Genomic DNA, 23,121 nt, shown 5'->3' on the forward strand with positions numbered 1-23,121 from the left:
GGAGGGAAATAGCGGTGGCCGGTGCTCTGTGCGGTGCGTCAGCGCGAGCGGTGTGGCGCGCCGACGCACGTGCTGTGTTCGATCAGACGGCAGCGTTCGATCAGACGGCAGCGTTATCAGCTGGCGTATGACCGCAGTTTCTCGGCGCGATCACCGACACGGAGCTTGCCCATGACCTCACGCTCGATCTGACGAACCCGCTCGCGCGAGAGACCGAAGAGCTTGCCGATCTGATCGAGGGTGCGGGGCTGGCCGTCGTCGAGACCGTAGCGGAGCCGGATGACCTGCTGTTCACGCTCGTCGAGAGTTCCGAGCACGCTGCGCACATCGCTGTGAAGCAGACCGGCGATGACGGCGTTCTCAGCCGAGGTCGCCTCGGAATCTTCGATGAAATCGCCCAAGGGCGCTTCTTCGTCGTTGCCGACCGGCATGTCGAGGCTTACCGGGTCGCGGCTGTGGTCGAGCAGGTCGGCGATCTTGTGCGCCGGGATGCCCGACTCTTCGGCCAACTCGTCGTCCGTCGCTTCGCGCCCGAGCTGCTGGTGCAGTTCGCGCTTGATGCGGGCGAGCTTGTTGACCTGCTCCACGAGGTGGACTGGGAGCCGGATGGTGCGGCTCTGATCAGCCATTCCGCGGGTGATCGCCTGACGGATCCACCAGGTGGCGTACGTCGAGAACTTGAAGCCCTTGGCGTAGTCGAACTTCTCCATGGCACGGATGAGTCCGAGGTTGCCTTCTTGAATGAGATCGAGGAGCGGCATGCCGCGGCCGGTGTAGCGCTTGGCCAGCGAGACGACGAGTCGCAGGTTCGCTTCCAGGAGGTGGCTGCGCGCCGACTGTCCCTCGCGAACGATCGTTGCGAGATCCCTCTTCTTGGCGACTGTCAGGCGCTTTCCCGTGGCAAGAACGTGGCTGGCGTACAGCCCCGCTTCGATTCGCTTCGCCAGTTCGACCTCGTCTGCTGCTGTCAGCAGTGCGGTACGACCGATCCCGTTCAGGTAGACGCGGACCAGGTCTGCGGCCGGGCTCTGGGCGTCCAGATCTGCGGCGCTCGGACGAATGCGAGTAGTGGTGCTGGGGCTTGTCATGACTTGCCTCCCTATCGGCGGTCTCTCACACAGTTCAACGTGTGAGAGTTCCGGGAAAGTTCCCGCGCCGATTTCCGCTAAATCGCCGTGACCTGCAGTTATTTCCCAGTCGTCCTGAGAAGTTGCTGAGAACACAAAAATCTGCAACTCGCCGGGAACTCAATTCGTGACGGGAAGCACCAACCCGTGACGGACCAGCGAGACCAGCAGTGTGACGACGGCCTCACGTAGTTGGTCAGGGTCTTCGCCGTTCGCAGCGGCGAGAAGTTCCACCAGTTCGTCGACCACTAATCCGTCCGCTCGGAGCCCGGCGAGCAGCGCAGCACCGAGTTCGTCGATCTCGTGTTGCCAATGCGGGCCGTTGCCGCGATGTACGCGCGTGACTACTTGCTGCCATCCTTCGTCACCGGGGAGGTAGACGCGTTCGAGAGCCGTGTCCGGATCGAGGACGAATCGTTCCTCGAGGACGTCGTGTTCACGCAACCAGGCAAGACGATCGAAGTACGCCGACGACTCGGCCCCGAGTGGGTCCGAGAAGCCGTGCATGAGGTCCTCGGCCATCAGATCGGTGGGGAAGTCGGTGCGACGGAGGAAGACGAACCCGAATCCGACGCCTTCGACGTCGGCTTCTTCGAGGTGGTCAAGCCAGGCGTTCGCCCTGGACGCCGTTTCCGGGTCCCGTGGATCCTGCCCGCCGTCCTTGAGCCACGTTCCGACGTACAGAGCCGGATCCGCCACGTCGCGCTGCACGACCCAGGCATCGACTCCGTGCGTCGGCAGCCACGACGCGATCCGCGAACGCCAGTCCTGCCCTTCGATGTGCACCCACGACGCCAACAGTGCTGCCGTGCCGCCGGGGTTCAGGTAGTCGATCGAGCGGGAGATCATCAATTCGCTCGCACCGTCGAGATCGAGGCCGGAATCGCGGTACGTGTGATGCACGCGTGCCTCGCCGACGACAAACGGGGGATTGGCGACCACCTGGTCGAAGGTTCGACCCTCGACGGGTTCGAACCAGGACCCTTGAAGGAGTTCGACGTCGAGTCCGTTGAGCGCCATCGTCGCGGCCGTCAGATCGACCGCGCGTTGATTGATGTCTGTTGCCGTCACCGAATCGGCATACGTGTTCGCGTGCAGGGCTTGGATGCCGCATCCCGTGCCGAGGTCGAGCACGCTGCCGACCCTCGCGGTGGGCGTCGCCTGCAACAAGGACAGCGATGCATGGCCGACACCGAGCACGTGATCGGCTGTGGCCTTCTTCGGGCGGATTCCGCCGTCGAGATCCGAGATCACCCAACGATCGCCGTCGCCGACGTCGATGGGGCGAAGATCGACTGCGGCCCGCACCAGCGGGTTCTCACTGTCGAAGTTCTCACCTTCAAGCAGACCGGCGTCGACGCACTGCGCCATTGTCAACGGAGCCAGCGCTGCTGCGACATCGGCCGCGGGGCAGTCATCGGCGAGAAGGAACAGTCTGATGAGAACACCCAGATCCCCGTGTTCGAGGCTGGCGCGGCGGACAGGTACCGGCTCACTACGGCCGAGGGCGGCGTGAACTTCGGGCCCCAATGCGTCGAGCATGGTTCCGGTGTCGAATCGATTGCGAAGCAGAGCCTCACGCAGCGCAGGGGTGATGGACAGGAGCGTTTCGCTTCTCACCCGGTCATTCTCGCAGGCGGAACGTGTCAGCCTTCGATGGTGTGGTGCGTCGCGGATTCGATCTCGCCTGCGGTCTTCTTTCGCCCGTCGTATCGACTCGGCTCGTCCTTGGTGCGCGGTGGTCGGTCGTTGGCGATCAGGACGGCGATCCAGGGAAGCGGGATGGATGCACCGATGATGAGCATCGAGATCCAGGCGTTGGCCCAGATGCCGTACGCGATCGCCGCGAGGATCAACGCCGGGAACCGGAAGGACATGATGATCATGTACTTGCGCACTCGGGCTTTGTGCTGTTCTTCGACGGACTTCTGCGCTTCGGTGATCAGTACGGGATTGTCGGGAGTCCCGGCCTCGTCGGACCTGCCGAACGCGCCATTTCGTGCCATGACTCCACTGTTCCACTCTCGGCCGACAATTGCACACGACCCGTAGGTCGCACCGCTGTGACGGAGACGGCATTATTGGAGGGGTGAGCACTCAAACCAAGGAACGTCCCGACGTCTCCACCGACGAAACGACCGACGACGACACCCCGAAGTTCTTCCACTACGTGAAGAAGAACAAGATCGCCGAGAGCGCCGTCATGGGCACCCATGTCGTCGCGCTTTGCGGTGAGGTGTTTCCCGTGACGAAGTCCGCCAAGCCCGGATCACCGGTGTGCCCGGACTGCAAGAAGATTTACGAAGGACTCCGTAAGGGCGACTGACCTCGGGTCACGCGAGCGGCAGTACTTCCAGAGCTCGGCGGATCGACAGCCTCGACGCAGTCGGACGCCGGGCTCTTCGCGTCTGTGTCCGGCTTACGGCAAGGATCTTGGTCGTTGCAGGAGTTCCGGCGCGACTCCGTTTGATTGCTCGCCGTTTGATTGCCCTCCGTTTGTCTGCTGCGCGGCCGTCCGTACGAGGGAACCGTGGCCGGATCCGCTTTGTCGCCCGAGATGCGGATCGGGCTGGTGGCCAGGTGCCAGGTCAGGTTGGCGACCGGGCCCGTGGCGTCGTCGGTGCTCTGAGAGGCGAGCCACTCTCGCATCTGCTCCATCCGGGTGGCACGAGCCGGCCAGAATTCCTGCACCGTCGCGTTGAACTCGGCGCCGAGCACGACGGCAAAACCGAGGAAGAAGGTGAAGAGCAGAAATGCGATCGGCGTTGCCAGCGCGCCGTACGTGTAGCCGGTGCTGGTGACAAATCCCAGGTACCAGCGCAATCCGGTGCTGGCGGCCATGAAGAACACACCGGCGACCAGCGCGCCGGCGAGGAGTCGATGCCACGGCAGCGACTTCGGCAGAGCGACCTTGTAGAGCGTCGTGAGGCCGATGATCACGAGCAGGCCGACCGCGGGGTAGTAGAAGGTGTCGACCAGATTCGATCCCACTTCGTACCAGGAGGCGGGCAGTGCTCGCCCCACGAGCGTCGGTCCGAGAGCTACCAACGGCAGGATGAACACCGCCATCACCAGGAACATGACGTAGAGCAGCAGAGCGAAGATGCGCTGCCAGATGGGATTGCGCGCATCTTGCTGACCGTGTGCTTCCACGATCGAGTCGACGAACGTACTGATCGCCGACGATCCCGCCCACAGGGAGAGCAGGAAGCCGACCGAGATGATTTCCGGTCGTCCGCGCTGCAGGACGTCGGTGACGGTCGGACGGATGATCTGGTCGACGACGCTTTCGCTGAAGATCGTCCCGCTGAACGTGACGATCTTGGATTCGATGATCTCGACGGTGTTCGGTCCGAACCATCCACCGATGTAGCCGATCATTCCGAGAAGGCCGAGCAGCAGGGGAGCCAGTGACAGCGTTTGCCAGAACGCGGCCGTAGCCGCCTTTCCGAAGATGGAATCGTCCCAGGCCTTGCTCAGCGTGCGACCGATCAACTGCCCGGTGCGGCGTAGCGGATGCCATCTGCGGTGGTGCAGATCACTTCCGCTCGACTTCTCGCCTCGCACTTCACTCATGATGTCTCCAGCATCCCTGACGACACACCCGGTTGCCCAACCATGGCGCCGACGTGTCGCACATTTCTGAGACAATTCGCGTGCAGGTCGGCAGGATGCGAGAGCAGTGAAAGCTCGCCGGCCGGAGTGAGAACGGCCATGAGTACGCGCTTCGAGTGCGGCTTTCGTCGGTGGCGGCGGCTAGGCTCGTCGCCGGACATTGATGAAAATTCGAGGAGCGCGAGACAACAGTGCGATTCCAGTGGAGGCGCGGCCTATGACGTCTGAGACCGTGGCAGCCGAACTCGGCAATTCGACCGAACCCGCCGGAGCCCAATCCGCGGGAACCCAGCCTGGCGCCCCTACCGGTTCCCTTCGTGCATGGCAGCGCCGTGCACTGACCAAATACCTTTCCAGCAGTCCCCGTGACTTCCTGGCGGTCGCAACGCCAGGAGCAGGTAAGACCACCTTCGCTCTGCGAGTAGCTTCGGAATTGCTCCGCGACCGGACGGTCGACCAGATCACCGTCGTCGCTCCGACCGAGCACCTCAAGCACCAGTGGGCCGAGTCCGCTCAGCGCTCCGGCCTGGCATTGGACTCGCGGTTCTCCAACTCGACCGGCCAGACCTCGCGTGACTATCACGGAGTCGTGCTGACCTACGCCCAGGTTGCTTCGCACCCGTCGAAGCACCGTGTGCGCACCGAAGGCCGCAAGACGCTGGTAATCCTCGACGAGATCCACCACGGCGGCGACGCGAAAAGCTGGGGCGACGCCATTCGTGAGGCTTTCGGCGACGCGACCAGGCGGCTCGCGCTGACCGGAACCCCGTTCCGCAGTGACGACAGCGCCATTCCTTTTGTCGAATACGAGCCGGACAAGGAAGGTCTGCTCCGCTCGAAAGCCGATCACTCCTACGGATATTCGGATGCGCTCAAGGATGGCGTGGTTCGACCCGTCGTGTTTCTCGCCTACTCGGGCGAAGCGCGGTGGCGCAACAACGCGGGTGAGGAATTCACCGCCAGGCTCGGCGAGCCGCTGAGCGCCGAGCAGACGACTCGGGCCTGGCGGACGGCCTTGGACCCTGCCGGGGACTGGATTCCTGCCGTGCTGCACGCAGCAGACACCCGTTTGGCGCAGCTGCGCAGTACCGGTATGCCCGATGCGGGTGGACTTGTCATCGCGACCGACCAGACAGTGGCCCGCGAGTATGCGAAGGCGCTCGCCGCGATCACCGGCGAACAGCCGGCCGTCGTGCTGTCCGACGACCCCACCGCTTCCAAGCGAATCGCCGAATTCGGTGCAAGCGACCAGAAATGGATGGTCGCGGTCCGGATGGTGTCCGAGGGCGTCGACGTTCCCCGACTGGCTGTCGGTGTGTACGCGACAAGCGCGTCGACCCCGCTGTACTTCGCTCAGGCGATCGGGCGCTTCGTGCGTTCGCGTCGCAAGGGCGAGACTGCCAGCGTCTTCCTGCCTTCGGTACCGGTGCTCCTCGACCTTGCCGCACAGCTCGAGGCTCAGCGGGATCACGTACTCGGGAAGCCGCATCGTGAGAAGGACGGCCTCGAAGACGACCTGCTCGCCGATGCGAACAAGCAGAAGGACGAACTGGGCGAGGAGGAGAAGGCGTTCACGTCCCTGGGTGCCGACGCCGAGCTCGACCAGGTGATCTACGACGGATCATCCTTCGGTACCGCGACATTCGCCGGAACTGACGAGGAAGCCGACTATCTCGGACTCCCCGGCCTACTCGACGCCGATCAGATGCGGGCGCTGCTGCGTCAACGTCAGCAGACGCAGGTCGAGGCCAACTCGGCCAAGGCCGCCGCCCCGCAACCCACTGCGGCAGTGGTATCCGATCGAGCGGCGACGGCAGATCAACTCGGTGCGCTCCGCAAGGAGTTGAACGGGTTGGTGGCGATGAACGTTCACCGCACCGGTAAGCCCCACGGCATCATTCACGCGGAACTGCGCCGGGTGTGCGGCGGCCCGCCGACGGCCATCGCGACCGTCGATCAGCTGACCGAGCGCATCGCGATCCTACGCAGCTGGTAGCAGCTGATACCGGCCCCAGAACGGCAGAACGGGCGATCACAGTGATTGTGATCGCCCGTTCTGGCGTTCATGGCGCGCCTCGTGAAGAGGCCACCCCCGGCTGACAGGTCAGATTGCGGGTTCGCTTTCGGAGACGACGGCATTCATCTCGCGAAGTCGATCCGCGTGTTCGGTTGCGTGGTGTCCGCAGAAGAGAAGCTCGCCGCCGGTGGGAAGCACGGCGCGTACGCGTGCTCCGGCACCGCACCGGTCGCACCGGTCGGCAGCGGTCAACTGTGGGCTGGTCAGTGTTCCGGGCATGACTCCTCCGTACTGGCTTTGCGGCATTCGGGCCGCGTGCCTGGGGCCTGGTCCGCCGCGTCGGAATGGCGCGGTAGATCCACTCTTACAGACGTTTGGGGTTTACGGGTTGTTCCCGAACCCGTTTCTTAGTGTTGTGTCTCACTGGAAATGCGCTGGGCAGGCATTCTTCGGTGAAGATTGTTCGCTGACAGCTGATTCGAATCGTCGACGTCAGCCCGATATTCTGGGCTGATGAACCCGGGACGCGAACCACGTATCGACGAGAGCGTCGAGTTGCTCCACATGTGCACGCGCGAGGAATGGGCGCGGGCACAACAGTTCGGTGAACGCATCCCCGACGGATTCGAGGCCGAGGGATTTGTTCACATGTCGACGCCGGCGCAGGTTCATCTCCCGGCGAATCGGATCTTCGCCGGCCGCGACGACATTGTCCTTCTCGCGATCGATCCGGCCTTGCTCGGTGGTCAGGTGAAGTACGAACCCGGTGTTCCCTCGGACCCGGAATCGATGCGTTTCCCGCATCTGTACGCCCCGATTCCGGTCGCTGCCGTCACCGCTGTCGTCGAGTATTTTCCGGACGAGAACGGCGTATTTCCGCCGGTTCGGTAGGTCACCGGTACGCCCGCCGCAAACGGCGCCAAGCGGATTACGGCCCTCACGCGATGCAGGTCGCCGATCGGCGCTACCGTTGGTATATGAACGTAGAAGTCACCCCACTACCGGGGATCGGGACGCGCAAGGATTTTGTTCTGTCTTCCGGTCGTCGCGTGGGTGTCGTCACCCATCGGGACGGTCATACCGATCTCATCGTGTCCAAGGCAGACGACCCTGACGCGTGTGCTGCCTCGCTGCCTCTGACCACCGAGGAAGCGGCAGCGCTCAGCAATCTCCTGGGTGCCCCACAGCTCGTTGCCCAGCTCGAAGAAGAGCACCGCGACCTTCCGGGAATTCGAACCAAACAGCTCTACATCAAGGACGGCTCGCGCTACGACGGGCAGACCCTCGGGGACACCGGCATGCGCACGCGTACCGGAGTCTCCATCGTCGCCGTCATGCGCGCAGGACAGGTGAGCCCGTCCCCGAACCCCGACTTCACCTTCACCGGGGGAGATCTTCTCGTCGCAGTCGGAACGCCGGACGGTTTGGCCGCAGCGGCAAAAATCTTGGCCAACGGCTGACTGGCGCGTGGACACAACCACCCTTGCACTGATCGAACTCGGCGCGGTCTTCTTCGCGCTCGGACTGCTCGGACGGCTGGCTGCTCGCGTCGGGATGTCGCCGATCCCGTTCTACCTGATCGGCGGCCTGTGCTTCGGGCAGGGCGGTTTCATCCAGCTCGGGGACATCGGCGAGTTCTCTCATCTGGCCAGTGAGATCGGGATCGTCCTGCTCTTGTTGCTGTTGGGGCTCGAATACACCGCGGCCGAACTCGTGACCGGTCTCAAACGCTCGCGAGTAGCGGGCATCGTCGACATCGTTCTCAACGCGACTCCCGGCGCGGTCGTCGGCTTGATTCTCGGCTGGGGCATTGTGGGGGCGACGGTCATGGCCGGCGTCACCTACATCTCGTCTTCGGGCATCATCGCCAAGGTGCTCAGCGACCTGGGGCGCCTCGGTAACCGCGAAACGCCGGTCGTCCTGTCGATTCTGGTGTTCGAAGATCTGGCAATGGCGCTGTACTTGCCGATTCTGACCGCAATGCTCGCGGGCGTCAGCTTCTTGGGTGGACTCGAAGCGGTCGGCATCTCGTTGTTGGTCATCACCGTGGTTCTGGTTGTGGCACTGCGATACGGAAGGTACGTTTCGGCGCTCCTCGACAGCCCGGACAGTGAGACGCTGCTGCTCAAACTGCTCGGTGCCGCGCTGTTGGTTGCCGGTATCAGCTCGGCGATGCAGGTGTCGGCCGCTGTGGGTGCGTTCCTCCTCGGAATCGCGATCTCCGGTTCGACCGCACACAACGCCAGTCGCGTGCTCGAGCCACTGCGGGATCTGTTCGCCGCGATGTTCTTCGTGGTGTTCGGTCTCAACACCGATCCCAGTTCCATTCCGCCGGTCCTCGGGTGGGCCGCGATCCTGGCCGTCGTCACCGCGATCACGAAGCTGATCACCGGGGCGTGGGCAGCCAGACGTCAGGGTGTCGCGCGAATGGGCCAGGCGCGCGCCGGTGCTGCTCTGATCGCCCGCGGTGAGTTCTCCATCATCATCGCCGGGCTCGCAGTGTCCGCCGGTGCGGTCGACGCCGAATTGGCGGCATTGGCAACGGCTTACGTACTCCTGATGGCGGTGATCGGTCCGGTGGCGGCAAGAGTTATCGAACCGGTTGCCTCGTTGTACATCAAGGTTCGTACGAAGTCCTGATTGCGGTCCTATTCTGTCCGGATGTCGAACAGAATTGCCCGCCCGGCCGCGACACTCCTGTGTGCGGCGATCCTCGCGTGTGTTCCGGTCCCGGCACTCGCCGGTGGAATTCCCGCACTCGAACAGGCCGGACCCGCAGCTGCGCAGGCTACCGCGGACCGATCGCTGCACCTCGAGGGAGCGTCGAACGCGCGGGACATCGGCGGCTACGTCACCGAGGACGGGCACACGGTTCGGTGGGGGAAAGTGTTTCGCTCGAACGCCCTCGACAAGCTGACACCGTCGGATCTGTCGTCGTTGAGCGAACGCGGAGTGGAATCGGTGGACGACTTCCGCACCGTCGTCGAACGTACGCTCTCGCAGGACCGCATTCCGGAGGGGGCACGAAGCAACTGGTTCGACGTCATCGGAACCAATCCGGCCAACCTCCCGGCTCTGGTGGACATGCCCACGATGTACGCGTTGATGGTGACCGATCCGGGGGCGAGCCGCGCATTCCGCGACGCTCTCGCGAACGTCGCGAACACCGACGGGGCAGTCCTCTACCACTGCTCGGCGGGCAAGGACCGGACCGGCTGGATGACCGCAGTACTCCTGACACTCCTCGGCGTGAGCCGCACGGACGTGAACGCCGACTACATGCTCAGCAACCAGTACCTCACCGGACCTCGAACGGGGAGCGCGTTCATCGACGGCGTCGAACAGTCTTGGCTGGACACGTCTTTCGCCACGGTGGATCGGGCGTACGGCAACTTCGACAACTACGTCCGGGACGGCTTGCACTTGAGTGAGGGCGATATCGCACAACTCAGGGACACACTCTTGGTCTGAGGCGGGGCGCGCAAAAGAGCCGTTCTCCGGAAACCCGGAGAACGGCTCTTTTCTCTTGACTGGTGTGACTAGTCGAGGTAGTCGCGCAGAACCTGCGAACGCGACGGGTGGCGCAGTTTCGACATCGTCTTCGATTCGATCTGGCGGATACGCTCACGCGTGACGCCGTAGACCTGTCCGATTTCGTCTAAAGTCCTCGGCTGACCGTCGGTGAGGCCGAAGCGCAGGCGAACCACGCCTGCTTCGCGCTCGGACAGCGTCTCGAGGACCGACTGCAGCTGATCCTGCAGCAAGGTGAACGAGACGGCGTCGACTGCGACAACAGCTTCGGAGTCTTCGATGAAGTCACCGAGTTGGCTGTCGCCCTCGTCGCCGATGGTCTGGTCGAGCGAGATGGGCTCACGCGCGTACTGCTGGATTTCCAGCACCTTCTCCGGCGTGATGTCCATTTCCTTGGCGAGTTCCTCGGGCGTGGGCTCGCGGCCCAGGTCCTGGAGCAGCTCACGCTGGATACGGCCGAGCTTGTTGATGACCTCGACCATGTGCACCGGGATACGGATGGTGCGGGCCTGGTCGGCCATGGCGCGGGTAATGGCCTGACGGATCCACCACGTGGCGTAGGTCGAGAACTTGTAGCCCTTGGTGTAGTCGAACTTCTCGACTGCACGGATCAGGCCCAGGTTGCCTTCCTGGATGAGGTCGAGGAAGGCCATGCCGCGGCCCGTGTATCGCTTTGCGAGCGAGACGACGAGTCGGAGGTTGGCTTCGAGGAGGTGGTTCTTGGCGCGGTTTCCGTCGCGGCAGATCCAGCTCATGTCACGTCGCTGAGCCGCAGGCAGCTTCTCGCCCTTGTCGGCAAGATCCTGCATGATCTGGACGGCGTAGAGGCCGGCCTCGATGCGCTTGGCCAGTTCGACTTCCTCTTCGGCGTTGAGGAGTGCGACCTTGCCGATCTGCTTGAGGTAGGCGCGAACCGAGTCGGCGGACGCCGTCAGTTCGGCGTCCTTGCGTGCCTGACGGAGGGCCTCGGACTCTTCTTCGTCCCAGACGAAGTCGCCGGAAGCCTTGTCCTTCTCGGACGGTTCCGCAGCGGTTTCTTCGTCTTCGCCGACTGCTACGACCTCGACGACATCGGACTCGACCTCGGCAAGGTCGCCGTCCGTGATGTCGATGTCTTCCAACTCGACATCGCCGTCTTCGGCGTCAGGATCGCCTGCCTTCTTGGGGCTGGCCTTCTTTGCTGCTGCCTTCTTGGCGGGAGCTTTCTTGGCCGGAGCCTTCTTTGCTGCTGCCTTCTTGGCGGGGGCCTTTTTCGCCGGAGCCTTCTTGGCTGCCGGAGCGGTGACGGTGGCCGCCTCCACGGCTGGAGATTGTGGCTCTGACTCTGATGGAGAATCAGCAGTCTGACGTGTATCGGTGGCTGCCACGTACGCCCTTTCGTGACGGTGTCGTGCGGCGTCACGCCAGAGTGGTGATCCGGCGGAGAGGTCAATGGTTGTTGGCCGGCGCGCAGCCGGACTTCACCATTGTAACGACTCTCAGGAAACTCTTACGTCACGGCGGGCCGTAACAGGTAGATTTTCCGCTTTTCACGTGCGGGTTTTCTCATCCGGCGACGGGCGCCGGCCTGGTCAGTCCGACCGACGCGAGCGCAGCTCCGGCAATTCCTGCAGTGTTGAGAAGCGTGGCAGGGACGACCTTCGTGCGGTTGGTCAGATGCGGAATCCACTTCTCGTGCTTGCGGCTGATACCGCCGCCGGCGATGAAGAGGTCGGGCCAGAGCAGGTTCTCGAAGGTGGTCAGAACTCGCGAGACCTCGACGGCCCACTCCTTGTAGCTCCAGTCCTTCTTTTCCTTCACCGACGACGCCGCTCGGTGCTCGGCTTCCTTGCCGTCGACTTCGAGGTGACCGAACTCCGTGTTGGGCAACAGAACTCCGTTGTGCAGCACGGCCGATCCGATTCCGGTACCGAAGGTCAACAAGATCACGACGCCGGAGGTATCCTTGCCCGCTCCGAACGAGTCCTCGGCGATTCCGGCAGCGTCGGCGTCGTTGAGGACGGTGACCTCGCGCCCACCCAGTGCCTTGCCGAAGAGTGCTGCCGCGTCTGTGTCGATCCACGACTTGTCGATGTTCGCGGCACTGCGCGCGACGCCGGCGGTCACAACCGCGGGCAAGGTGATGCCGACCGGACCGGTCCACTTGGCCTGCTCGACGATTTCGGCGACAGTGCCCGCGATCGCGTCGGGCGTCGAAGGCTGCGGGGTCAGGATCTTGATGCGGTCACCGATCATTTCCCCGGTGCTCAGGTCGATCGTGCCGCCCTTGACGCCGCTGCCGCCGACATCGATCCCGAAACCTGTGGTTGTCATCGTCCTGCGCTCCTGAGTGTCGAATTCGAGGTCACGATCTACCGCTGCAAACACTAACCCGAACGGGCACCCGGGCGCGTGCTCTCGAACCTGTCCGACTCGAGGCGTTCGAGTGGTGCCCCTCGGTGCAGATGTGTTGCGATGGTCCGGTGCGCCCTTCAGAAAGAACGTTGCCCGACTTTTCCGCCGATTCGCTGGACCCCGCACAATTGCGGGCAGTTGCCGTAGCCGTCGCCGAACGCGCGGCCGAACACGTCCGCTTGCGTCGGCCCGAGGTATTCGGCCTGGTGGGTTCCGGTGCCGCCGAAGGTGGTTCGGTTGCTGCGAAGAGCACGCCCACCGATCCCGTCACGGTGGTCGATACCGAAACCGAACAGGTGATTCGCGACCTTCTGGCGCAACTGCGGCCTGCAGATTCGATCTTAGGTGAGGAAGGTGGGGGAGACACCGACGATGCCGCGGGAGTTCGATGGGTTGTCGACCCCATCGACGGCACCGTGAATTTTCTCTACGGAATCCCCGCGTTCGCCATCTCGGTGGCCGTACAGATCGACGGGGTCTCGGTAGCCGGCGCTGTCGTCGACGTGTCGTTGGAAACCACGTACGCCGCGCATCGGGGCGGCGGCGCAAGCATGTCCACAGCCGACGGCGTCGTCAGTGAACTGCAGGCCAACGCGGTGACCGAACTGTCAATGGCGCTGTTGGCCACCGGCTTCGGATACGGAGCGGATCGCCGGAAGGTGCAGGGCACGTTGATCGGGCAGATCCTGCCGCAGGTCCGAGACATCCGACGTATCGGTTCGGCTGCGTTGGATCTGTGCATGGTTGCCACCGGCCGGGTCGACGCTCACTTCGAGCACGGACTGAGTCCGTGGGACTGGGCAGCGGGCTCTCTGATCGCTTCCGAAGCGGGCGCCGTGATCAGCGTCCCGTCGCCCAATTCCACTTCGGCCGACGGCTATGTCGTCTACGCCGTGGCTCCGGCGATCGCGGATCAGTTCGCGCAGATGCTCAGCGCGAGTGGCGCGGATCAGCCGATTCCGAGCTGAGGTCGAACCAAGATTTGTCAGCAGCGCGCGGTGCGGGCTGCTTTGAGCAGTGCGATGTCCATCGGGGCGACTTCGGCGTTCGCGGGCTGCTCGGCCAGAGCGTGCAGGATCGCGGTGGCGTCGGTGTTGGGCGTCAGGGCGCCCTTGTTGTAGGTGCCCAGAGCCAAGTCGACGGTGTCGTCGCCGCGGCCGTCCTGGACCAGTTCGGCACAGGGGGCGACCAGCCACACGGAACTGGCGGCCGCGAGGCCGTTCGCTCCGAAGCGGATCTGACCCTGGCACTCCATGTTCTGGTCGACGTAGACGGGGTCGTTTCCGACCTGGACGTCCGGCGCGCTGGCGAAGCCGAACTCGCTCAGTTGCGCTGCCACCTGGGCGGCCTGCCCGTGCTCACCGTTGGCGTTGAACACGCGAACCTTGGTGGCGGCCAGGGGAGCGGGATCGACGTCGAGCAGCTTCGACCGGTCCACGACGGTTCCCAGCGGTAGCGGCGCCGCTGCCGAAGGATCGGAGGAAGGCTGCGGAAGATTGCACGCCACGGTGTCACTGACTTCTGCCTCGGCGCTCAGGATTCGGACCCACAAGACACTGCCGATCAATGCGAGTACCGCGAACACGGCGATCACCGGCCACGCGCGCCGACGGCGGAACGGACGTCCCTGGTCGTCGGTAGAGCTGCCTTCGGTGATCAGAGAAACCACGGTATCCCTCGACTTTCTTGACGAAACTTGTACTTCGCCATCGGGCCGAGCGGCGCCGGCATGACGTTCGGTGCCTACCTTAGAGGGCGTGGGTGACGACACAGCCGAAGCGCGGCTCGACGCGTCGAGCTGTGGTCGACTACCGGGCTGTTTCTACCCGGATTCGGCCCGAAAACATCGCCGAAAGGTCACAGCTTGCTCTTGCCTTGGTGACAATTCGTAGTCATTTTTCGGAAATTTCCGATTCGGTTACTACTTTCGTGCTCGCGTCGGCTACTGTCTGGCGGCCCAGGTCGTTCAACTGGGCATCGGCAGGACGCCGAAATGACAACCAAATGAGGCGCAGATCACGTTCTCGGAAGGAACTTCCGGGCACTAATTCCAGTCCTGCAGCGTTATGCAGCGACAGGGAATGATCTGGATGCCACGGCGGTTTCCATGCGCATCAAGGATCTACCGGATTCTCGGCGCACACGGGACCGGGATACACGAAGAGGATGGGGTAGACGAGATGGCAACTGACTACGACGCACCGAGGCGTACAGAGTCCGACGAGGTTTCGGAGGACTCGCTCGAAGAGCTGAAGGCGCGACGCAACGAAGCGCAGTCAGCCGTCGTCGACATCGACGAGACGGACACCGCGGAGTCCTTCGAGCTGCCGGGTGCCGACCTTTCCGGCGAGGAACTCTCGGTTCGAGTGGTTCCGAAGCAGGCAGACGAGTTCACGTGTTCGAGCTGCTTCCTGGTCCATCACCGCAGCCGCCTGGCCAGTGATGCCAACGGACAGCTCGTATGCATGGACTGCGCTGCCTGATCTCCCTTCCCGGTGGTCGACCCGTCAGCTCGAGGGTCGACCAAGGGTCGGGGAGTACTGCTTTGCTGTGACCGCGCTGGTCAGCGATCCAGCGCAGCCAGCAGATCAGCGGGACGACGTGTGCTCACGAGCCAGTACGGCGTGGGATCCTCCGGGTCGTCGAGCACGATCAACACCATTGTCTTGACCCATGGGCGATGTTGGACGAACGCCGACGGATCGAGTTGGCGCCCCATCGCCGCGCTCTTCGCGGATGCCGGCACTGCTGCCGCCCGTGAAATCAGTTCGACCGGCAGGTGGGCTCTACCCACGTGCAGTTCTTTCACCCCTGCTGTCTCCACCACCTCGACGCGCATCCGGCTGAGCCAGAATGCCGCCCAGATCGGGATGGGGAGCAGTACGACGTACGCCAGGTACGAAAGAAGCCCTGGGCGGCCCATGTGGACTTCGGCCGCGAGGAGTCCGGCTACGGCCAGTCCGGCGATCCACCACCAGATCGGCACCCACAGGCGCTCGGAGTACAGCGTCGTGGACGGGGGCGTTGTGGTGGCGACGTCAGGTCGAGATGTTTCGGGCACCTGTCAAGGATAGTCCGTCGCTACGAGTAGTCTTGGCCCACGTGAGCGACCATCTCTCCATCGCCTTGAAGCGACTGGATCCAGACCTGCCCGTTCCACAGCGTGCGCATCCCGGAGATGCGGGTGTGGATCTGTGCTCCACCAGCGACGTCACCATCGAACCCGGCCACCGAACACTGGTCGGAACGGGGATTGCGATCGCTCTGCCGGTGGGCACCGTCGGGTTGATCCATCCGCGTTCCGGACTCGCCGCCAAATCGGGACTGTCGATCGTGAATGCGCCCGGAACCGTGGACGCGGGATACCGGGGCGAGCTCAAGGTCTGCTTGATCAATCTCGATCCGGCCACAGCCATCGACATCCGCCGCGGTGACCGAATCGCTCAGCTCGTAGTTCAACGAGTCGAACTCCCGATCTTCGAGGAAGTCGAGTCGCTGGACGACACGACCAGAGGGACCGGAGGCTACGGTTCCAGCGGCGGTCACGCGATACTCGATACCGATGCGCCTGGCGCGGTAGTCGGAGAGGGAGTCTGAATCATGTTCGGACGCAAGAAGAAGACAGACGTCGACGAGGAACCCACCAGCTTCTTCGGTGACGAGAACGACGAGTCGGTGGAGATCGACGAGGTCGAAGAAGACTTCGACGACGGCGCCGGTGACGAATTCGGCGAGGCCGCCGGTGACGAATTCGGCGACGAGTCCGAGGGCCCCTACGACATCACGGAGATCGATTCCGACGATCCGACGGCAGGCCGTGACGGTCAGCGTCTTGATCTCGGATCCGTTCTGGTGCCGATGCCGACCGGCGGACAGTTGCAGGTCGAGATGGCGCCGAACGGTTCGCCGCAGGCCGTACATCTGGTCACCGAGCACGGCCGCATCACCGTTGCCGCCTACGCCGCCCCGAAATCGCCCGGTCAGTGGCGTGAGGTCGTTGCCGAGCTCGCACAGTCGCTTCGCGACGACAATTCCGCGGTGAGCGTGGAGAACGGTCCGTGGGGCCGTGAACTGGCTGCCGTGACGGCCAACATGGACTTGCGGTTCATCGGCGTCGACGGTCCGCGGTGGATGGTGCGTTGCGTGGTCGCAGGTCCGAGTGGATCCACCGCCGCAAACGCCCCTTTGGTGGCAATCGCACGGGACATCTTGCGCGACACCGTCGTCAACCGAGGATCAGAGCCGCATCCGGTGCGGACACCACTGCCCGTCGTGCTCCCACAGGTACTTGCCGAGCAGTTGGCGGCCGCGCACGAGCAGCAGTTGGCGGCAGCGCAGCAGCAACAGGTCGCAGCCCAACAGCAGCAGTCAGCTCCTCCTGCTCCGCCGGCACCTCCGGCGCGGCCGACCCCGCCGCCGCGTAGCGGCGAATCCGGTTCTGCCATGCAGCAATTGGGTCAGTAACAGAGTTCTTCAGGGTTTCTGTCAAGCGCTCGCGGTGGTATCGGAATCGATCCCCGCGAGCGCTTTGATGCAGGTGGACCCGAGAACCGCAGGGTCGCGCCCGATCATGTCGAGCGTCGTCGCGGCGACTGCGCCGCGGGGGAGTGCATCCGCCCAGGCCTGCGCCACCGCCGCCGGATGAACCGGGTCGTCCACTGCCGAAGCGATGCCGACCGGAACGCTCACCGCCCGTAACGCGCTCTCGCTGAGCGAGTGGTACGATGCCGCCTCGTCGAGCGCGGCCGGGAGATCGGGCCACTGCGAGCGCCAGGAGCGCTCGAGTTCGGCTCCGAGCCACGCCGGACTCGACGCGAGCATCGCCGCGATCACCGCCTCCAGACCTTCGGACCGCAGTTGCCCTGCGGTGAACCTCGCGCTCGCCGCTGCGGGTGCGTCGTCCGCCGACCCGATCCAGGCCGGAAGCGCTGCCAACACACTCACTGTTCGATCGGGGTTGGCGGCGGCCCACTGGAGCGCCACGGCTGCCCCGATCGAGACGCCTCCGACGATGATTCGGCCGTGCGTGTCCGCGGCTCTGTCCATCGCGTCCAGATAGCCGTCCACGACACGCCGAGGGTCCGGTTCAATTGCGACGATGCGCACACCCAGAGCCGCTAGCGGCGCCCGGAATGCGCGGTCTGCGAAGTGGGCGTCAGAGCCTGTACCTGGGAGAACGACGGCCACGGTCGCCGATTCTGAGTTCTGCATCTTTTGATCTTGCCCGGTGCCCCCGAGGCGCGGACTGACCGGTGTGGTTACACGCTCGTAATGGGTCTACAGTGGCGATCACACAGCCCTTCACGTGACGCGAAACCCTTGCGTCACACATGTTCGCAGGAGCGCGCAATGGCACCCGCCGCCGCAGGATATTTTCGTCGACTGACCCAGCGTCTGACCGAGGACGTCGACCAGTTGGACGCCCAGGAAATGGCCGAGTCCAACAAGGCTTCCGGAGGTCAGAAGGCCTGCGATTGTCGTCGCGGTGAAGAGGTCACGATGGTGGGCCGACTCCGTAGCGTCGACGCGTGTCCCAAGTCGGGAAATGCCAGCATCGAGGCCGAGTTCTTCGACGGCACCGAAGTGATCAATCTCGTCTGGATCGGGCGTCGCCGGATCCCGGGAATCGAGACAGGTAAGACCCTGCTTATCCGCGGTCGTGTGGGTGAGCGTGACGGTCGCAAGGCGATCTTCAACCCTTACTACGAACTGCGCGGCGAATAGGCGCGTTTCCCGCATTTACCGTGCAACTCGGTGACTGTGGCACCCTCGACAGGTGACTGAAACACAACAGCGATCGGTAATCGACCAACTCGGCGGGCTGAGTGGTCTGATCTATTCGTCTTTGCCGATTCTGATTTTTGTCCCGGTCAACAGCATCTGGAACCTCACCGCGGCAATCTGGGCCGCGTTGGGTGTCGCCGTCGCGATCGCGGCCTGGCGCCTCTTTCGCAAGGATTCCCTCCAACCCGCCATTTCCGGGTTTCTCGGAGTCGGAGTTTCCGCGTTCATTGCCTATCGCACCGGCGACGCCAAAGGATATTTCCTCTTCGGTATCTACACGAGCCTCGCCTACGGCGCAGTCTTCCTGATTTCCATCCTCGTTCGCTGGCCCCTCGTCGGCATCATCTGGGGCTACCTCAACGGGCACGGCAACCTTTGGCGCAAGCATCGCTCTGCCGTCCGCCTCTACGACATCGCGACGGCTGCATGGGCTCTGGTCTTCGGTGCGCGCTATCTCGTTCAGTCACAGCTCTACGACACCGATCACACCGGATGGCTCGCAGTCGCCCGCATCGGCATGGGGTGGCCACTGACGGGTCTGGTCCTGCTGGTGACCATCTGGGCCGTGCGCAGGGCCGATCGGATCGTCGAGCCGGAACCGGTTGTGGGGCCTGAAAGCAACGAGCCCACCGCAACGGACACGGGGTCCGAAGAGGTGGGCTCGGTGAATCTGACGAAGCTACGCGAAGACCGCGATCTCAGCTGATCAGGTCCTGGTACTCAGGGTGCTTGTCGAGGAACTTCACGACGTACGGGCACACCGGGTGAACCGTGAGGCCGCGAGCTCGTAGGTCGTCCAGAGCCTGGCGAACGAGAACCCCGGCCAGCCCGAAACCTTCGAAGGCAGGGTAGATCTCGGTGTGGTTGAACGAGACGACGTCACCGGAGGTGGTGTAGTCCTCGATCCCGGCAAGGTCGCCGTCGGCATGGATCTCGTAACGGCTCTGGCCCGGATTGTCGGTGACTACGGTGTTTTCGGGTGCTTGTGCCATGTGATTCCCTTTCGTCGTCGGTGTGTTCTCGTCGGTTGTGTTCTCGTCGGTCAATTCTCCAGGCGGAGTGCAACGCGCAACTGATCCTCGGCGTCGACGGCCGCAACGAAGAGCAGTTCGTCCCCGCCTTCGATGGGATCGTCCATCTGCGGAACGATCACGCGGCCGCCACGCAAGATGGTGACCAGTGCGCAGTCTCGCGGTAATTCGAGTTTCTTGACGGCCTTACCGGCGAGAGGTGTGTTGTCGGGCAACGTGATCTCGACGAGGTTGGCCTGTCCCTGCCGCAGTGTCATCAGTTTGACCAGGTCACCGACGGAGACGGCCTCTTCGACGAGCGAAGCGAGCATCCGCGGTGTCGAGACGGCGACGTCGACGCCCCACGACTCGTCGAAGAGCCATTCGTTGCGGGGATCGTTGACGCGGGCGACAACTCGGCGAACTCCGAACTCGGTTTTCGCGAGCAGACTGAGGACCAGGTTTGCCTTGTCGTCTCCGGTCGCGGCAATCACGACCTCGTACGACTCCATCGACGCGTCCTCTAGTCGGCTGAGTTCGCAGGCGTCCGCGTGTACCCACTTCGCCTCGGGTACCGACTCCGGTTCGATGTGATCGAGTTTGCGTTCGATCAGCATGACGTCATGCGAGCTTCGAATCAGCTCTCGCGCAATGGAGCGGCCTACGGCGCCGGCTCCGGCGATGGCGACCTTCATCGAGAACTTCCAATCACGGTGTAGTGCAACACAGTCGCAGGTTTGTTGTGAGGGACGGCGTTCGGATCAGTCATCTGCAGCCTCCCTCAGTCGTCACTCGGCGGCGGGTTGCCGGCCAGTGCGATCGCCTCGGCGACGGTCCCCGACACGGCGGCGATGTAGACCTGATCGTCGGCCTGGATGACGGTCTTGCGGTCGGGGAGAATGCCGGTCCCGAAGCGGATGATGAAGGCGACTCTCGAACTGGTCGCGCCCTCGAGGAGTGCGATCGGCTTGCCCGCCCAATCCTCGTGCAGGGCAAGTTCGGTGATGGCAACAGTGCCCGAAGGATCGCGCCACTTCGCTGTCTGACTTTCCTTGGTCAGCGTGTGCAGGAAACGATCGGTCGACCACGGCACGGTGGCGACGGTGGGAATGCCGAGCCGCTCGTAGACGGCGGCACGCTTGGCATCGTAGATACGTGCGACGACGCGTTCGACGCCGAAAGTCTCGCGTGCGACGCGTGCTGCGATGATGTTGGAATTGTCTCCCGAGGACACCGCGGCAAAGGCGTCGGCGCGCTCGATGCCAGCCCGGACCAGCACGTCACGGTCGAACCCCATTCCCAGAACCTTGGTTCCCGGGAAGTCGAGATCGAGACGCAGAAACGCACTCTGATCGCGGTCGATGACGGCGACCTCGTGTCCGATCCTGGTCAGAGACGCGGCGAGGGACGAACCCACCCGACCGCACCCCATGATGACGACATACACGCCCTACTCCGTTCATGGACCCTCGTGGCGCGATTGCACGCCGAATCGAACGGTACAGCCCCTCACGGGAAGAGCAAGTAGAACGGTCGCCTGCGTGCCGGTTGTCACGACAAAAGGTGAAGTTGAGGCGCTGATGACTCCGAATCGGGTGCGACGGCTTACGCTTTGCACGTGTCTAAGCTCTCGACCGCTACCAAGCGGCTCCTGCTCGGTCGGCCGTTCCGAAGCGACAAACTCGGGCACACGCTGCTACCCAAGCGAATTGCACTACCGGTCTTCGCGTCCGACGCGATGTCGTCCGTCGCGTATGCCCCCGAAGAAATCTTCCTGGTCCTCTCCGTCGCCGGAATTTCCGCGTACGCGTACACGCCCTGGATCGGATTGTCCGTGGCCATCGTCATGGCTGTGGTGGTGGCGAGTTACCGCCAGAACGTGCACGCTTACCCGTCCGGTGGTGGCGACTACGAGGTCGCAACGGTCAACCTGGGCCCGACCGCCGGTCTGACCGTCGGTAGCGCGCTGATGGTCGACTACGTGCTTACGGTCGCGGTGTCGATTTCGTCTGCGGCGTCGAACATCGGCTCGGCTTTGCCGTTCGTCGCGCAGCACAAGGTGTTGTTCGCGGTCGCGGCGATCGTGTTGCTGACGGCGGTCAACCTTCGCGGTATCCGTGAATCCGGCACGGCGTTCGCAATTCCGACGTATGCATTCATCGTCGGTATGTTCCTGATGCTCGGGTGGGGATTCTTCCGGATCTACGTCCTCGGTGAGGATGTGCACGCGGAATCGTCGTCGTTCACGCTGAACGCCGAGGACTCGCATCTGTACGGAATTGCCTTCGCGTTCTTGATCGCCCGCGCATTTTCCTCTGGTTGTGCCGCACTGACCGGCGTCGAGGCCATCAGCAACGGCGTACCGGCGTTCCAGAAGCCGAAGTCGCGCAACGCTGCCACTACCTTGCTGCTGCTCGGGTCGATCGCCATCGTCTTGCTGATGGGCATCATCATCCTGGCTCAGAAGATCGGCATCGTCTACGCACACAATCCGCAGGAACAGCTGGTCGGAGCGCCCGAGGGGTACCACCAGAAGACCCTGATCGCGCAGATCGCCGAAGCCGTGTTCAGTGGTTTCCCGATCGGATTCTTCTTCATGGCGATCGTGACGGCACTGATCTTGGTTCTGGCCGCGAACACCGCCTTCAACGGATTCCCGGTACTCGGGTCGATCCTGGCGCAGGACCGGTACCTACCGCGCCAGCTGCACACACGCGGCGACCGACTGGCCTTCAGCAACGGAATCCTCTTCCTGTCCGGCGCCGCCATCGCATTCGTCGTGGTGTTCGGCGCCGAGGTCACCAAGCTCATCCAGCTGTACATCGTCGGCGTCTTCGTCTCGTTCGTGCTCAGTCAGACGGGCATGATCAAGCACTGGACTCGGCATCTGAAGTCCGAGACCGACAAGTCACAGCGGGCCCGCATGCAGCGCTCGCGAGTGATCAATTCGATCGGTCTGGCCATGACCGCCACCGTCTTGATCATCGTTCTGATCACCAAGTTCGCGGCCGGCGCGTGGATCGCCATCGTCGCGATGATTGCGATCTTCATCGTGATGAAGATGATCCGCAAGCACTACGACAGCGTCGCCGCCGAACTCGAGGAGCAGGAGTGGGACGGCGTGCTGCCCAGTCGCACGCACTCGATCGTGCTCGTCTCGAAGCTGCACATGCCGACCATGCGAGCTCTCGCCTACGCACGAGCCACGCGACCGGACACCCTCGAAGCCATCACGGTCAACGTGGACGAGCCCGACACGCGTGCACTCGTGCGTGAGTGGGAGAAGAGCGACGTGACGGTTCCGCTCAAGGTGATCGAGTCGCCGTACCGCGAAATCACCAAGCCGGTTCTCGACTACGTCAAGCGTGTACGACGCGATGCTCCGCGTGACGTCGTCACCGTGTTCATCCCCGAGTACGTCGTCGGACACTGGTGGGAGCAGATCCTGCACAACCAGAGTGCGCTCCGCCTCAAGAGTCGCCTGCTCTTCCAGCCCGGCGTGATGGTGACGAGCGTTCCGTGGCAGCTGAGTTCGTCGGCAAAGGCGAAGCCACTCGACATCGAGAAGACCGCAGGTGCGACGCGTCGCGGTTACGACACCGGCGAAAAATGATCGGCGGCGAAAAATGATCGGCAACATCGA

General features: G+C 63.5%; 26 protein-coding genes. 13 read left to right on the forward strand and 13 right to left on the reverse strand.

What is annotated here, in order from left to right; translation table 11 throughout:
* Positions 1 to 116: 116 nt before the first annotated feature.
* The 3 genes from ACFT1A_RS03225 to ACFT1A_RS03235 form a co-directional block, all read right to left on the reverse strand.
* Positions 117 to 1,088 carry a sigma-70 family RNA polymerase sigma factor gene (locus ACFT1A_RS03225; RefSeq protein WP_003942639.1) on the reverse strand — a complete coding sequence of 324 codons (972 nt, stop codon included), beginning with the start codon at positions 1,086 to 1,088 and terminating at the stop codon, positions 117 to 119.
* Between the two features lie 159 nt (positions 1,089 to 1,247).
* Positions 1,248 to 2,747, reverse strand: a complete 1,500-nt coding sequence (locus ACFT1A_RS03230) for a methyltransferase (RefSeq protein ID WP_378445814.1) — start codon at positions 2,745 to 2,747, stop codon at positions 1,248 to 1,250.
* 26 nt (positions 2,748 to 2,773) lie between these two features.
* Positions 2,774 to 3,133, reverse strand: a complete 360-nt coding sequence (locus tag ACFT1A_RS03235) for a DUF3099 domain-containing protein (RefSeq protein ID WP_019748237.1) — start codon at positions 3,131 to 3,133, stop codon at positions 2,774 to 2,776.
* Between the two features lie 83 nt (positions 3,134 to 3,216).
* Between ACFT1A_RS03235 and ACFT1A_RS03240 the strand changes: the two genes are divergently transcribed.
* Entirely contained in the window at positions 3,217 to 3,453 is a 237-nt protein-coding gene (locus tag ACFT1A_RS03240; RefSeq protein WP_003942602.1) for a DUF3039 domain-containing protein, read from the forward strand.
* On the opposite strand, the gene ACFT1A_RS03245 is transcribed toward ACFT1A_RS03240, so the two are convergent.
* Positions 3,426 to 4,703, reverse strand: a complete 1,278-nt coding sequence (locus ACFT1A_RS03245) for a YihY/virulence factor BrkB family protein (protein ID WP_378445815.1) — start codon at positions 4,701 to 4,703, stop codon at positions 3,426 to 3,428. The genes ACFT1A_RS03240 and ACFT1A_RS03245 overlap by 28 nt on opposite strands.
* A gap of 256 nt (positions 4,704 to 4,959) precedes the next feature.
* On the opposite strand from ACFT1A_RS03245, the gene ACFT1A_RS03250 reads away from it, so the two are divergent.
* Positions 4,960 to 6,738: a DEAD/DEAH box helicase gene (locus tag ACFT1A_RS03250; protein ID WP_378445816.1), complete on the forward strand. Its 1,779-nt coding sequence runs from the start codon at positions 4,960 to 4,962 to the stop codon at positions 6,736 to 6,738.
* Positions 6,739 to 6,846: 108 nt separating this feature from the next.
* Here the strand turns inward: ACFT1A_RS03250 and ACFT1A_RS03255 are convergent, their stop codons facing one another.
* Entirely contained in the window at positions 6,847 to 7,038 is a 192-nt protein-coding gene (locus ACFT1A_RS03255) for a hypothetical protein (protein WP_003942643.1), read from the reverse strand.
* Between the two features lie 234 nt (positions 7,039 to 7,272).
* On the opposite strand from ACFT1A_RS03255, the gene ACFT1A_RS03260 reads away from it, so the two are divergent.
* From ACFT1A_RS03260 to ACFT1A_RS03275, 4 genes are all read left to right on the forward strand, one after another.
* Positions 7,273 to 7,650: a DUF952 domain-containing protein gene (locus ACFT1A_RS03260; RefSeq protein ID WP_378445817.1), complete on the forward strand. Its 378-nt coding sequence runs from the start codon at positions 7,273 to 7,275 to the stop codon at positions 7,648 to 7,650.
* An 86-nt stretch (positions 7,651 to 7,736) separates the two neighbouring features.
* Positions 7,737 to 8,219, forward strand: coding sequence for a cation:proton antiporter regulatory subunit (locus ACFT1A_RS03265; RefSeq protein WP_021344116.1), 483 nt, complete (start codon positions 7,737 to 7,739; stop codon positions 8,217 to 8,219).
* 7 nt (positions 8,220 to 8,226) lie between these two features.
* Entirely contained in the window at positions 8,227 to 9,399 is a 1,173-nt protein-coding gene (locus ACFT1A_RS03270) for a cation:proton antiporter (protein WP_378445818.1), read from the forward strand.
* Positions 9,400 to 9,420: 21 nt separating this feature from the next.
* On the forward strand, positions 9,421 to 10,230 hold the full coding sequence (locus ACFT1A_RS03275; protein ID WP_378445819.1) for a tyrosine-protein phosphatase: 810 nt from the start codon (positions 9,421 to 9,423) through the stop codon (positions 10,228 to 10,230).
* A gap of 68 nt (positions 10,231 to 10,298) precedes the next feature.
* Here the strand turns inward: ACFT1A_RS03275 and ACFT1A_RS03280 are convergent, their stop codons facing one another.
* Together ACFT1A_RS03280 and ppgK are read right to left on the reverse strand one after the other, a co-directional pair.
* Complete coding sequence (locus tag ACFT1A_RS03280) at positions 10,299 to 11,723, reverse strand: RNA polymerase sigma factor (protein WP_370333980.1); 1,425 nt, start codon at positions 11,721 to 11,723, stop codon at positions 10,299 to 10,301.
* Positions 11,724 to 11,835: 112 nt separating this feature from the next.
* Positions 11,836 to 12,603 carry a polyphosphate--glucose phosphotransferase gene (ppgK, locus tag ACFT1A_RS03285; RefSeq protein ID WP_378445820.1) on the reverse strand — a complete coding sequence of 256 codons (768 nt, stop codon included), beginning with the start codon at positions 12,601 to 12,603 and terminating at the stop codon, positions 11,836 to 11,838.
* A 170-nt stretch (positions 12,604 to 12,773) separates the two neighbouring features.
* Here ppgK and ACFT1A_RS03290 point away from each other — a divergent pair, with 170 nt between their 5' ends.
* On the forward strand, positions 12,774 to 13,652 hold the full coding sequence (locus ACFT1A_RS03290) for an inositol monophosphatase family protein (RefSeq protein WP_378445821.1): 879 nt from the start codon (positions 12,774 to 12,776) through the stop codon (positions 13,650 to 13,652).
* Positions 13,653 to 13,669: 17 nt separating this feature from the next.
* On the opposite strand, the gene cei is transcribed toward ACFT1A_RS03290, so the two are convergent.
* Positions 13,670 to 14,353 (reverse strand): envelope integrity protein Cei, encoded by a 684-nt coding sequence (gene cei, locus ACFT1A_RS03295; RefSeq protein WP_378445822.1) that lies wholly within the window; start codon positions 14,351 to 14,353, stop codon positions 13,670 to 13,672.
* A 511-nt stretch (positions 14,354 to 14,864) separates the two neighbouring features.
* On the opposite strand from cei, the gene ACFT1A_RS03300 reads away from it, so the two are divergent.
* Positions 14,865 to 15,167 (forward strand): DUF4193 domain-containing protein, encoded by a 303-nt coding sequence (locus tag ACFT1A_RS03300; RefSeq protein ID WP_003942593.1) that lies wholly within the window; start codon positions 14,865 to 14,867, stop codon positions 15,165 to 15,167.
* A gap of 80 nt (positions 15,168 to 15,247) precedes the next feature.
* Here ACFT1A_RS03300 and ACFT1A_RS03305 read toward each other — a convergent pair whose 3' ends face one another.
* A complete protein-coding gene (locus tag ACFT1A_RS03305) occupies positions 15,248 to 15,745 on the reverse strand; it encodes a DUF3093 domain-containing protein (protein ID WP_075833062.1) in 498 nt (165 codons plus the stop codon).
* 41 nt (positions 15,746 to 15,786) lie between these two features.
* On the opposite strand from ACFT1A_RS03305, the gene dut reads away from it, so the two are divergent.
* Positions 15,787 to 16,281: a dUTP diphosphatase gene (gene dut, locus ACFT1A_RS03310; protein WP_317553041.1), complete on the forward strand. Its 495-nt coding sequence runs from the start codon at positions 15,787 to 15,789 to the stop codon at positions 16,279 to 16,281.
* A gap of 3 nt (positions 16,282 to 16,284) precedes the next feature.
* Positions 16,285 to 17,148, forward strand: coding sequence for a DUF3710 domain-containing protein (locus ACFT1A_RS03315; RefSeq protein WP_378445823.1), 864 nt, complete (start codon positions 16,285 to 16,287; stop codon positions 17,146 to 17,148).
* 21 nt (positions 17,149 to 17,169) lie between these two features.
* Here the strand turns inward: ACFT1A_RS03315 and ACFT1A_RS03320 are convergent, their stop codons facing one another.
* On the reverse strand, positions 17,170 to 17,895 hold the full coding sequence (locus ACFT1A_RS03320; RefSeq protein ID WP_378445824.1) for an alpha/beta hydrolase: 726 nt from the start codon (positions 17,893 to 17,895) through the stop codon (positions 17,170 to 17,172).
* 138 nt (positions 17,896 to 18,033) lie between these two features.
* On the opposite strand from ACFT1A_RS03320, the gene ACFT1A_RS03325 reads away from it, so the two are divergent.
* Positions 18,034 to 18,408 (forward strand): OB-fold nucleic acid binding domain-containing protein, encoded by a 375-nt coding sequence (locus ACFT1A_RS03325; protein ID WP_003942613.1) that lies wholly within the window; start codon positions 18,034 to 18,036, stop codon positions 18,406 to 18,408.
* Positions 18,409 to 18,460: 52 nt separating this feature from the next.
* Positions 18,461 to 19,174, forward strand: coding sequence for a DUF3159 domain-containing protein (locus ACFT1A_RS03330; RefSeq protein WP_378445825.1), 714 nt, complete (start codon positions 18,461 to 18,463; stop codon positions 19,172 to 19,174).
* Here the strand turns inward: ACFT1A_RS03330 and ACFT1A_RS03335 are convergent.
* The 3 genes from ACFT1A_RS03335 to ACFT1A_RS03345 all read right to left on the reverse strand — a co-directional run bounded on the left by ACFT1A_RS03335 (position 19,167) and on the right by ACFT1A_RS03345 (position 20,925).
* Positions 19,167 to 19,460, reverse strand: a complete 294-nt coding sequence (locus tag ACFT1A_RS03335) for a GNAT family N-acetyltransferase (protein ID WP_378445826.1) — start codon at positions 19,458 to 19,460, stop codon at positions 19,167 to 19,169. The two genes, ACFT1A_RS03330 and ACFT1A_RS03335, sit on opposite strands and share 8 nt — an antisense overlap.
* Before the next feature lie 50 nt (positions 19,461 to 19,510).
* Complete coding sequence (locus ACFT1A_RS03340) at positions 19,511 to 20,173, reverse strand: TrkA family potassium uptake protein (RefSeq protein ID WP_003942632.1); 663 nt, start codon at positions 20,171 to 20,173, stop codon at positions 19,511 to 19,513.
* Between the two features lie 86 nt (positions 20,174 to 20,259).
* A complete protein-coding gene (locus tag ACFT1A_RS03345) occupies positions 20,260 to 20,925 on the reverse strand; it encodes a TrkA family potassium uptake protein (protein WP_283304515.1) in 666 nt (221 codons plus the stop codon).
* Between the two features lie 171 nt (positions 20,926 to 21,096).
* Between ACFT1A_RS03345 and ACFT1A_RS03350 the strand changes: the two genes are divergently transcribed.
* Positions 21,097 to 23,091, forward strand: a complete 1,995-nt coding sequence (locus ACFT1A_RS03350) for an APC family permease (protein WP_378445827.1) — start codon at positions 21,097 to 21,099, stop codon at positions 23,089 to 23,091.
* The last annotated feature ends 30 nt before the right edge of the window (positions 23,092 to 23,121 follow it).

The organism is Rhodococcus sp. NPDC057135, from assembly GCF_042670865.1.
In the GTDB taxonomy this organism is placed as follows: domain Bacteria; phylum Actinomycetota; class Actinomycetes; order Mycobacteriales; family Mycobacteriaceae; genus Rhodococcus_F.

Excerpts from the sequence above, each read along its gene's own strand:
- ACFT1A_RS03225 (WP_003942639.1), bottom strand. The coding sequence starts at position 1,088 with ATGACAAGCCCCAGCACCACTACTCGCATTCGTCCGAGCGCCGCAGAT.
- ACFT1A_RS03245 (WP_378445815.1), bottom strand. The coding sequence starts at position 4,703 with ATGAGTGAAGTGCGAGGCGAGAAGTCGAGCGGAAGTGATCTGCACCAC.
- ACFT1A_RS03265 (WP_021344116.1), top strand. The coding sequence starts at position 7,737 with ATGAACGTAGAAGTCACCCCACTACCGGGGATCGGGACGCGCAAGGAT.
- ACFT1A_RS03320 (WP_378445824.1), bottom strand. The coding sequence starts at position 17,895 with ATGCAGAACTCAGAATCGGCGACCGTGGCCGTCGTTCTCCCAGGTACA.
- ppgK (WP_378445820.1), bottom strand. The coding sequence starts at position 12,603 with ATGACAACCACAGGTTTCGGGATCGATGTCGGCGGCAGCGGCGTCAAG.
- ACFT1A_RS03335 (WP_378445826.1), bottom strand. The coding sequence starts at position 19,460 with ATGGCACAAGCACCCGAAAACACCGTAGTCACCGACAATCCGGGCCAG.
- ACFT1A_RS03250 (WP_378445816.1), top strand. The coding sequence starts at position 4,960 with ATGACGTCTGAGACCGTGGCAGCCGAACTCGGCAATTCGACCGAACCC.
- ACFT1A_RS03340 (WP_003942632.1), bottom strand. The coding sequence starts at position 20,173 with ATGAAGGTCGCCATCGCCGGAGCCGGCGCCGTAGGCCGCTCCATTGCG.
- ACFT1A_RS03325 (WP_003942613.1), top strand. The coding sequence starts at position 18,034 with ATGGCACCCGCCGCCGCAGGATATTTTCGTCGACTGACCCAGCGTCTG.
- ACFT1A_RS03300 (WP_003942593.1), top strand. The coding sequence starts at position 14,865 with ATGGCAACTGACTACGACGCACCGAGGCGTACAGAGTCCGACGAGGTT.
- ACFT1A_RS03275 (WP_378445819.1), top strand. The coding sequence starts at position 9,421 with ATGTCGAACAGAATTGCCCGCCCGGCCGCGACACTCCTGTGTGCGGCG.
- ACFT1A_RS03235 (WP_019748237.1), bottom strand. The coding sequence starts at position 3,133 with ATGGCACGAAATGGCGCGTTCGGCAGGTCCGACGAGGCCGGGACTCCC.
- ACFT1A_RS03255 (WP_003942643.1), bottom strand. The coding sequence starts at position 7,038 with ATGCCCGGAACACTGACCAGCCCACAGTTGACCGCTGCCGACCGGTGC.
- ACFT1A_RS03315 (WP_378445823.1), top strand. The coding sequence starts at position 16,285 with ATGTTCGGACGCAAGAAGAAGACAGACGTCGACGAGGAACCCACCAGC.
- ACFT1A_RS03260 (WP_378445817.1), top strand. The coding sequence starts at position 7,273 with ATGAACCCGGGACGCGAACCACGTATCGACGAGAGCGTCGAGTTGCTC.